The organism is Lysobacter dokdonensis DS-58, assembly GCF_000770795.1.
Taxonomy (GTDB): Bacteria; Pseudomonadota; Gammaproteobacteria; order Xanthomonadales; family Xanthomonadaceae; genus Noviluteimonas; species Noviluteimonas dokdonensis.
The window spans coordinates 40417-49396 of record NZ_JRKJ01000019.1 but is presented as its reverse complement, the minus strand read 5'-3'; the positions used below and the strand labels follow the sequence as shown (position 1 = coordinate 49396).

The window sequence follows — 8980 nt, the reverse complement described above, 5'->3', positions numbered from 1 at the left end:
TCAAATCGGTGCAGGCCGCGCGCGCCGGCGCAATCGCCGCATGGGCCGCGCTGCGCGACGGCGACCGCATCGCCGCGTTGCGCGGCAGCCATCGCGAAGCGCCGATTCCCCCGGCCGGTGGTGCGCGCGGTGCACTACGCGTGCTCGATGCCCTGGTGCGCTGGTACGCCTCGCCGCCCGACAACGACGCCGGCCTGGGCATCGCGCTCGATCAGGCGCAGCGCGTGCTGCGCCCCGGCTCGCGCCTGCTGATCCTCGCCGACCCGGCGAGCATCGCCGCGATCGAACCGCATCGCTGGCCTGCATTCGCCCTGCACCACGACACCACGGTGCTGTTGCTCGTCGACCCGCTCGAACGCGATCCGCCGAAGGCCGCGCTCCCGTTCGCGACGCAGGCGCATCGCGTCGAACTGGATCTGGCGAGTGCGCCGCAACGCCAGCGTTGGCGTCGCGAATTCATCGCGCCGGTCGAGGCGGCGATGCAGGCGCTGCCCGCGCGCGGCGTGCGCGTGCACGTGCTTTCGACGGACGCACCGAGCGATGCATGGCTCGGCGCATGGGGCCGTCCGCAGGCGAGCGTGGCCTGAGATGCGTGCGCCGCCGGACCTCGTGTTGCGCGACATCCACGCCGCACCCGCGGCGCCGTGGTGGCCGCTCGCGCCGGGATGGTGGATGGTGCTCGCGGTGCTCGTCATGACCATCGCGGTGATCGCGTTCTTCGCGCATCGCCGGCGTGCGCATCGCCGCGCGGTGGCGCGCGTCTTCGATGAAACACTGGCGCGTGCCGACTCACCGGCGGCCCAGGTCGCCGCGATGTCCGAACTCCTGCGCCGCGCCGCGCGCCGCACGCATCCCGACGCCGACCGCTTCGATGGCGACCGCTGGCGCGCGCATCTCGACGCCGGCGCACGCGAACCGCTTTTCGCCGGCGAGGCAGGCACCGTGCTGATCGAAGGCGCGTTCCGTCGCGACGTGGAAGCCGCCGCCGTCGCCGGCCTGCGCGAACGCGCGCGCCGCCGCTACCTGGAGTGGATGCGGTGAACGCCTTCGACGCCTGGTTGTCGACGCTCGCGTGGCCGTACGCGTTGCTCGCCATTCCGCTCCCGCTGCTGGTGCGTTGGCTGCTGCCGCGCAGGCGTTCGGCCTCCGCGGCGTTACGCGTGCCGTACGGCGCGCACATCGACAAGGTCGCGCAAGCCGGCAACGGGCATGCGCTGCGCGGCCGCGGCGCCGGCGTGCTCGCGTGGCTGGCGTGGATCGCGTTGTGCATCGCGTGCGCGCGGCCGCAGGAACTCGGCCCGCCCATCGCACCGCCGCAGGTCGGCCGCGACCTGATGCTCGCCGTGGATCTGTCCGGCAGCATGAGCGAAGAGGACATGGAGCTGGGCGGCAACATCGTCGACCGATTGACGGCCGCGAAGGCCGTGCTCGCGGATTTCCTCGATCGCCGCGGCGGCGACCGCGTCGGCCTGCTCGTGTTCGGCCAGCGCGCGTACACGCTGACGCCGCTCACGCTCGACCTCACCACGGTGCGTCAGCAATTGCAGGACAGCGTCGTCGGCCTGGCCGGCCGCGAAACGGCGCTCGGCGACGCACTCGCCCTGGCGGTGAAGCGTCTGCAATCGCAGCCCTCGGACCAACGCGTCGTCGTGCTGTTGACCGATGGCGTGAACACGGCGGGCGTGCTCGATCCGGCGAAGGCCGCCGAGCTCGCCCGCGATGCGAAGGTGCGCGTGCACACGATCGCCTTTGGCGGCGAGGGCGGCGTGACCTTGTTCGGTTTCCGCCTGCCCGGCGCGGGCCAGACGGAAATCGACGAAGCGGGCCTGAGGGACATCGCACGCCGCACGGGCGGCAACTTCTTCCGCGCACGCGACACCGAATCGCTCGCCGGCATCTACGCGGAGATCGATCGCCTCGAACCGATCCGTCGCCCGGGACAAGCGGTACGACCGCGCATCGAACGCTACCCGCTGCCGCTGGCGATCGCGCTCGGCCTGGCCGCACTCGGCGCGGTGCCGCTGCGGAGGCGCGCATGAGCGGCATCGACGCGCTGCATTTCCTGCGCCCGGCCTGGTTGTGGGCAATGCTGGCGCTGCCGTTGATCGCTTGGTTGTGGTGGCAACGCGCACGTCGCGAGAACGTCTGGCGCGCGTCGGTCGATGCGCACCTGTTACCGCATCTGCTCGAACCGGCATCCAACGTCAGGACACGCGGCACGCTCATCGCGGTCCTGCTCGCGTGTGCGCTCGCCATCCTCGCGCTCGCGGGCCCGGCATGGAAACAGGTCGCGCAACCGGCGTGGCAGAGCCGCACGCCGTTGGTGGTCGCGCTCGATCTGTCGAGCGCGTCGCTCGCCGCGGACCTGCCGCCGTCGCGCCTGCTGCAGGCGCGCGCGAAACTCGCGACGCTGCTGCGCGAACGCGCGGGCGGGCAGGTGGGCCTGCTCGCATTCGCCGACGATGCGTATGCCGTCGCGCCGCTCACCGACGACGCCGCGAACGTCGCTTTGTTCCTCGATTCGCTCGCGCCCGACGTCATGCCCATCGACGGGCACCGGCCGGATCGCGCGATCTCGCGGGCGGTGGATCTCATGCGCCAGGCCGGATTCGACCACGGCGACATCCTCGTGCTCACCGACCACGGCGACGCGGCGGCCAACGCAGCGGCCATGCAGGCCGCCAGGCAAGGCATGCGCGTATCGGTGCTCGGCCTCGGCACGGAAGCGGGAACGGTCGTGCAGCAAGTCGGCGGCGGTATCTCGCGGGTGTCGCTCGATCCAGCGTCGTTGCAGTCGCTCGCGAGCGCGGGCGGCGGGCGCTACGCGACGCTGTCGGTCGACGATGCCGACCTGCGCGCGCTCGGCGTGCTCAGCGCGCAGGCAGCGGGTGCGACGTCGACGCAAGGCCGCGCGGGCCGCAGTTGGGAAGACGCGGGCTATTGGTTGATTCCGCCGTTGATGTTGATCGCGGTGTTCGCGTTCCGCCGCGGTGCCGGTGTCGCCGCGGTGCTCGTCGTGTTGTGCTTGCCCATGGGATTCGTGCATGCGCAGTCCGCGCCGCAGGGCACCTTGTGGCGACGCGCCGACCAGGTGGCCGCGCAGCGGATGGGGCAGGGCGACACCGCGTATCGCGCGGGCAAGTTCGACGCCGCCGCGAGCGCGTACGACGGCATCCCGAATGCCGACGCGCATTACAACCTCGGCAATGCGCTGGCGAAGCAAGGGCGCTACGAGGACGCGATCGCCGCCTACGACCGCGCGCTGCGCGCGCAACCGAACATGGAAGACGCCATCGCCAATCGCAAGGCGGTGGCCGCGGCGATGAAACGCAAGCCGCCGTCGGGAGATTCGAAGCGCAACGATCCGCGCGCGCAGGGCAAGCAGGACGGCCAGCAGCAACAAACCGGCCAGTCGCAACCGCAATCGCAGCAGCAAGCCGGACAATCGCCGTCGCAACAGCCGCGTCCGGGACAACAGAAGCAGCCCGCGCCGCAACCTGGCCCATCGCCGCAACAGGCGCAGGCCAACGCGAAGCCGCAGACGCCGAAGGAGGCGCAAGCGCAACAAGCGGCCGACGCGGCACAGCGCGAACGCATGCAGCGCGCCCTCGCGCAAGGCAGGCAGGACAAGCAGACGCCAGGCCAGGCGCAGGCGCGCGCGGAAACGCCGCAGGAACGCGAACGGCGCTTGGCCAACGACGCCTGGCTGCGCCGCGTCCCCGACGATCCGGGCGGCCTGCTGCGCGCCAAGTTCCGCCTGGAATACGAACGCCGCCAACTGGAAGGTGGCGAATGATGCGCCGATGCGCCATCGCCTTGCTCGTGTTGTTCGCGCTGATCGCGCCCGCGGCGCACGCGCAGGTGCGCGCGTGGCTGGATCGCGATCGCATCGAGGCCGGCGAAACCACGACGCTCAACATCTCGACCGATTCGGCGCAAGGCGGCCCCGACTACGCGCCGCTCGAACGCGACTTCATCCTCAGCGGCCACTCCAGTGCGCGCAGTGCACGCGCTGAAAACGGCCGCATCACCGTGAGCGCGCAATATTCGGTGGTGCTGCAACCGCGCCGCGAAGGCGTGATCACGATTCCGTCGGTGCGCATCGGCAACCAGACCACGCCGCCGTTGTCGCTCACCGTCGCGCCGATGAGCCGCGTGCCGGCGAAGGCGGGCGATGCGGCCTTCATCGAATCCGAACTCGACGACGGCGACCCGTGGGTGCAACAGGCGGTCGGACTGAAAGTGCGGCTGTATACCGCGGTGCCGCTCGTATCGGGCCAGCTCGACCAGGCGCAACCCGAAGGCGCGACGCTGCGCAAGGTCGGCCAGGACCTGCAGTTCTCGCAGGAAACCGGCGGGCGCCGTTACAACGTGATCGAACGCCGCTACCTGGTTATCGGCGAACGCAGCGGGCGCATCGTGTTGCCCGGCGCGCGCTTTCGCGGGCAGGGCGTCGGCGGGTTCTTCGATGATTTGCTGGGCGATGGGCGTCGTCCTCTCGCGGCCGACGCGCCGGATCGCGTGATCGAGGTGCGCGCGATTCCCGCGAGCGCGCCGCAACCCTGGCTCCCGCTGACCGACCTGCGCCTGCGTTACGTCGCCCTGCCGCACGGTGCGCGCGCGGGCGAATCGGCGACCGTGCAGATCGAAGCGATCGCCGACGGCGCCGTCGCCGCGCAGTTGCCGGAGCTTGCCCTCGCATCGAACGGCGCCGCGCAGGTCTTCCCCGCGACACTGCAGTCGGACGAATCCTTTGCAGAAGGGCGCCCGCGCACGACGTTGTCGCGCACGTTCTCGATCGTGCCCACGCGCGCCGGCGCGTTGCGCATCGACCCGCCGCGCATCGAATGGTGGGATGTCCGCGCGGGCGTCGCGCGCACCGCCACGTTGCCGCCGATCGAATTGCAGGTGGCGCCGGGGACGGGTGCGAACGGAAACGTCGCGCCGGATGCCCCGGCGGATCCGGTCGCGACGAACGACACCGGCGATGGCCGCATTTCGATCCCCGGCATCCAGGGCCGCGTGTTGCCGTGGGCCGCCGCGGCGGCCGCGTTCGCGCTGTTGTGGTTGTTCACGCTGATGTGGTTCCTCGGGCGCCATCCGCCGCGCACCACGAACGCCGATTCGCCCGCGCCGGTGGGCAAGACGCCGCGCCCCGACCTCAGGCGTGCACTGGCCGATGGCGATCTCGGCGACATCGCCGAAACCTTGTGCGCGAGCGTCGATCCGCCCGCCGCCGACATCGATGCCCTCCGCACGCGCGTCGCCGACACCGATCAACGCGACGCCCTCGACGCCCTGCAACGCGCGCGCTGGGCCGGCGGCGACCCGCGCGCCGCACGTGAAGGCCTGCGCCGCGCATTCGCCCGGGGCGTGCGCACGATTGCGGCCGAGCGTCCCGCGCGCGGCCACGATCCGCTGCCGCCGCTCTATCCGCCGGCCTGAGCCGCGCGTTACAGTCGCGCTCGCTCCGCGGGCGGTCCGCGGCCCAGGACACTCCGCATGGCCACGCCCACCGCGCGCAAGCGCCTCCCGCTGCACACGAAGATCGCCATCGGGTTCATCGCGGGCATCCTCGCGGGCCTGGCGGTGCACGCCACCGGGGTGCACGAGGCCGCGTGGGTGCAAGCCTTCACGACCTACGTCACCACGCCGTTCTCGAAGATCTTCCTCAGCCTGATCTTCATGCTGATCGTCCCCCTGCTGTTCTCGGCGCTGGTGGTCGGCATCGCGGAGATGGGCGACGTGCGCGCGCTCGGCCGCATCGGGTGGAAGACGTTGTTCTACACCGTGTTGTTGTCGGCGGTCGCGGTGCTAATCGGGCTGGTGCTCGTGAACTGGCTGCAGCCGGGCGCGGGCGTCGATCCTGCGCTCGCGCAGCAGTTGCTGGCCGACAACGCGGACCGCGCGAAGGAAATCGTCGCCAGCGTCGGCGAACAACCGCGCGGTATCGACATGCTCGTGTCCATCGTGCCCGACAACGTCATCGCGGCGGCCTCGAGCAACGGCACGATCCTCTCGCTGATGTTCTTCGCGGTGATGTTCGGCATCGGCCTGGTGCTGACCGACACGCCGCAGACGCAGGTGCTCAAGCGCGGGATCGAGGGCCTGCTCGAAATCTCGATGACGCTGATCGGGCTCGTCATCCGCCTGGCGCCGATCGCGGTGTTCTGCTTCATGTTCAACCTGGCTTCGCTGTTCGGCTTCGACCTGCTCATCCGCCTGGGGGCGTATGTCGGCGTCGTGGTGCTCGCGCTCGCGCTGCACCAGTTCGTCAGCTATTCGGTCGCGCTGAAGCTCGCCGGCAAGTCGCCCGTGAAGTTCTTCAAGGGCGCGCAGGAAGCGATGGTGATGGCCTTCTCGACGGCCTCCAGCAACGCAACGCTGCCCACCGCGTTGCGCGTGGCCGAGGAAGAACTCGGGCTGCCGCGCCGCATCGCGCGCTTCGTGCTCACCGTCGGCGCCACCGCCAACCAGAACGGCACGGCCTTGTTCGAAGGCGTGACCGTGCTGTTCCTCGCGCAGTTCTTCGGCGTGGACCTGAGCCTGGGCCAGCAGGCGATGGTGATGCTGGTCTGCATCCTGGGCGGCATCGGCACGGCCGGCGTGCCCTCGGGCTCGCTTCCGGTGGTGGCCCTGATCTGCGCGATGGTGGGCGTCGACCCGGTCGGCATCGGCATGATCCTGGGCGTCAACCACTTCCTCGACATGTGCCGCACCACCCTCAACGTCACCGGCGACCTCACGCTCGCGACACTGGTGGCGGCAGGCGAGCCCGAGCTCGGCGCAGGGGATACGGCCGCCACGCCGTAGCCCCCGGCATGGGACAATCCGGGTCCGCCCGCCTGCCCACGCCCCCCGACATGCCGACGCCCAGCCGCCGCGACCTCGCCAACGCCATCCGATTCCTCGCCATCGATGCGGTCGAGGCCGCGAAGTCCGGCCATCCGGGCATGCCGATGGGCATGGCGGACATTGCCGAAGTCGTCTGGAACGACTACTACCGCCACAACCCGAACAACCCGTCGTGGTTCAACCGCGACCGCTTCGTGTTGTCGAACGGCCACGGCTCGATGCTCCAGTACGCGCTGCTGCACCTGTCGGGTTACGACCTGTCGATCGACGACCTGAAGAATTTCCGCCAGCTCGAATCGAAGACGCCGGGCCATCCGGAAAACTTCATGACGCCGGGCGTGGAAACCACCACCGGTCCGCTCGGCCAGGGCTTCGCCAACGCCGTCGGCATGGCGCTCGCCGAAAAGCTGCTCGCGCAGCGCTTCAACCGCCCCGAGTTCGAAGTCGTCGATCACCACACCTGGGTGTTCATGGGCGACGGTTGCCTGATGGAAGGCATCTCGCACGAAGCCGCATCGCTGGCCGGCACGTGGGGCCTCAACAAGCTGATCGCCATCTGGGACGACAACCACATCTCCATCGACGGCGACACGCAGGGCTGGTTCACCGACGACACGGGCAAGCGCTTCGAGGCCTACGGCTGGAACGTGATCCGTGGCGTCGACGGGCATGACGCCGATTCGATCAAGCGCGCGGTCGACGCGGCCCTCGCCTCGAGCGACAAGCCCACGCTGATCTGCGCGCGCACGACCATCGGCTTCGGTTCGCCGGGCAAGGCGGGCAAGGAGTCCTCGCACGGCGCGCCGCTGGGCAAGGACGAAATCGTCGCCACGCGCAACGCGCTGAACTGGCCGCACGACGCCTTCGACATTCCGCAGGAGATCCGCGACGGCTGGCGCGCCGGCAACGCAGGCCTGGTGCGCGAAGACCAGTGGAACACGCTGTTCGACAAGTACGCAGCGCAGCATCCGCAACTCGCCGACGAGCTCGTGCGCCGCGCGCGCAACGAACTGCCGAAAAACTGGGCCGCCGCCGCCGATGCATACATCGCGAAGCTGCAGGCCGACGGCCCCGTCGTGGCCTCGCGCAAGGCCTCGCAGATGGCGCTGGAAGCCTACGGCCCGCTGCTGCCGGAACTGATCGGCGGTTCGGCGGACCTGGCGCATTCCAACCTGACGTTGTGGAAGGGCAGCAAGTCGGTCACCTCCGACGATGCCAACGCGAATTACATCTACTTCGGCGTGCGCGAATTCGCGATGACCGCGATCAGCAACGGCCTCGGCCTGCACGAGTGCTTCATCCCGTACGACGCGACGTTCCTGGTCTTCAGCGACTACGCGCGCAACGCCGTGCGCATGAGCGCGCTGATGGGCGCGCACGCGATCCACGTGTACACGCACGATTCGATCGGCCTGGGCGAAGACGGCCCGACGCACCAGCCGATCGAGCACGTCGCCTCTCTGCGCTACATCCCCGGCAACGACGTGTGGCGCCCGTGCGACGCCGTCGAATCCGCGGTGGCCTGGCGTGCGGCAATCGAACAACACGACGGTCCGTCGTGCCTGGTGTTCACGCGCCAGAACCTCGCGCATCAGCCGCGCACCGCGCAGCAGGTCGCCGACATCCGCCGCGGTGGTTACATCCTGCGCGACAGCGTCGGCGCGCCGCAGCTGATCCTCATCGCCACCGGATCGGAAGTGGACCTCGCGATGCAGGCCGCCGCGCAGCTGGGCGAGGGCGTGCGCGTGGTGTCGATGCCGAGCACGGACGTGTTCGACCGCCAGGACGCGAGCTATCGCGAATCCGTCCTGCCCAACGCGTGCCGCCGCCGGGTGGCGATCGAAGCCGGCGTGTCCGACTTCTGGCGCAAGTACGTCGGCCTCGACGGCGCGGTGATCGGCATCGACCGCTTCGGCGCGAGCGCGCCGGCGGAGAAGTTGTTCCCGCACTTCGGATTCACGGTCGAAAACGTGGTGCAGGTCGCCAAGGCGCTCGCGTAAGTCCCAGCCCACGCGTCGAATTAAAAAAAGGCCCGCATTCGCGGGCCTTTTTTATTGGGCGATCAAGCCCGTCGCGTGGGCGTTCGGCCGCGCGGACGGAACGCGTCCTGAAAAGTCCAGTGCGG

At 70.0% G+C, this 8980-nt stretch carries 7 protein-coding genes; all 7 read left to right on the top strand.

The window, feature by feature from the left end; genetic code table 11:
• Nucleotides 1-587, top strand: a 587-nt coding sequence (locus LF41_RS17035) for a DUF58 domain-containing protein (RefSeq protein WP_036170198.1), incomplete at its 5' end; no start/stop codon positions are given.
• A 1-nt stretch (nt 588) separates the two neighbouring features.
• Complete coding sequence (locus LF41_RS12360; protein ID WP_036170185.1) at nt 589-1041, top strand: DUF4381 domain-containing protein; 453 nt, start codon at nt 589-591, stop codon at nt 1039-1041.
• Nucleotides 1038-2039, top strand: a complete 1002-nt coding sequence (locus LF41_RS12355; protein WP_237577763.1) for a vWA domain-containing protein — start codon at nt 1038-1040, stop codon at nt 2037-2039. The genes LF41_RS12360 and LF41_RS12355 overlap by 4 nt, the downstream gene beginning before the upstream one ends.
• Nucleotides 2036-3796, top strand: a complete 1761-nt coding sequence (locus LF41_RS12350) for a tetratricopeptide repeat protein (RefSeq protein WP_036170181.1) — start codon at nt 2036-2038, stop codon at nt 3794-3796. Before LF41_RS12355 ends, LF41_RS12350 begins: the two co-directional genes overlap by 4 nt.
• Nucleotides 3793-5445 carry a BatD family protein gene (locus tag LF41_RS12345; RefSeq protein ID WP_036170180.1) on the top strand — a complete coding sequence of 551 codons (1653 nt, stop codon included), beginning with the start codon at nt 3793-3795 and terminating at the stop codon, nt 5443-5445. Before LF41_RS12350 ends, LF41_RS12345 begins: the two co-directional genes overlap by 4 nt.
• 57 nt (nt 5446-5502) lie before the next feature.
• On the top strand, nt 5503-6813 hold the full coding sequence (locus LF41_RS12340) for a dicarboxylate/amino acid:cation symporter (RefSeq protein ID WP_036170178.1): 1311 nt from the start codon (nt 5503-5505) through the stop codon (nt 6811-6813).
• Nucleotides 6814-6863: 50 nt separating this feature from the next.
• On the top strand, nt 6864-8855 hold the full coding sequence (gene tkt, locus LF41_RS12335; RefSeq protein WP_036170176.1) for a transketolase: 1992 nt from the start codon (nt 6864-6866) through the stop codon (nt 8853-8855).
• Nucleotides 8856-8980: the final 125 nt, after the last annotated feature.